At 40.5% G+C, this 803-nt stretch carries 1 protein-coding gene; it reads right to left on the reverse strand.

Features of this window, described 5'->3' with window-relative positions:
* Positions 1-28: 28 nt before the first annotated feature.
* Positions 29-730: an IS1 family transposase gene (locus JMX07_RS13515; RefSeq protein WP_201608435.1), complete on the reverse strand. Its 702-nt coding sequence runs from the start codon at positions 728-730 to the stop codon at positions 29-31.
* Positions 731-803 lie beyond the last annotated feature (73 nt).

An 803-nucleotide genomic window follows, 5' to 3' on the forward strand; every position in this document is an offset into this window, starting at 1 on the left:
TGGTGGTGTTCTAAAAAGTATGCTGGCATCAGACGTAGCCATAATTGATATAAAAGAACACCAGATCGAATACTTTAAAGTGATTATCAAGCTTTTTTGAGAAGCAACAAGTCTTTCTAACCGCCCGACGCAATCGGTGTCTAAGACGACAGTTATTGCCTTCAATCCCTATCGTATGCTGTTTACCAATTCGTTTGTTATCACTTTTAAAGGCGGTTATAAAACTGTCCCAGTTGTCCATACTGATAGAGCCATAGCTGACTGTAAGCTGCTTTAAACGTGCTCTTAACTTCTTAGCCGTTTTTAGGTCACGTTTGCCCCAGACATAAGCGACAATCTCATTAGTAGCCCGGTCATAAGCATAAATAAGCCACACTTTACGTTTCTTGCGATATACGTAAGTCCAAAACTCATCAACCTCTAAGCGTTCATAGTAGCGCTTCTTAGGTACAATCTTATAAACAGATGAGCCTATGGTGCCAAGTATTTTACCAATGCTAACCTTGGCTATAACGGCTATGTCTCTAACACCACAACCTCTAACCGTCATTAGCCGTATGATGTCTTCTATTCTAGAGTGACAGCCATGATACGTTAAGGCATGGTCACCAATAAATTGTCGTTTGCAGTCCTTGCATTGGTAGTTCTGCTTGCCATAGCTTTTTATGCCATTTTTCTTTAAACTGGGACTGTGACAGTCGGGGCAGCTGATATCTATTTGTGTCTTCATAACCTCAAATATATCATCTTGCTTTGACTGTCACCCTCCTTTATTTCTTCAGCATACTTTTTGATACACCACC

The sequence above is a fragment of the Psychrobacter immobilis genome (genome assembly GCF_904846235.1).
Lineage (GTDB): Bacteria > Pseudomonadota > Gammaproteobacteria > Pseudomonadales > Moraxellaceae > Psychrobacter > Psychrobacter immobilis_C.

Excerpts from the sequence above, each read along its gene's own strand:
- JMX07_RS13515 (WP_201608435.1), bottom strand. The coding sequence starts at position 730 with ATGAAGACACAAATAGATATCAGCTGCCCCGACTGTCACAGTCCCAGT.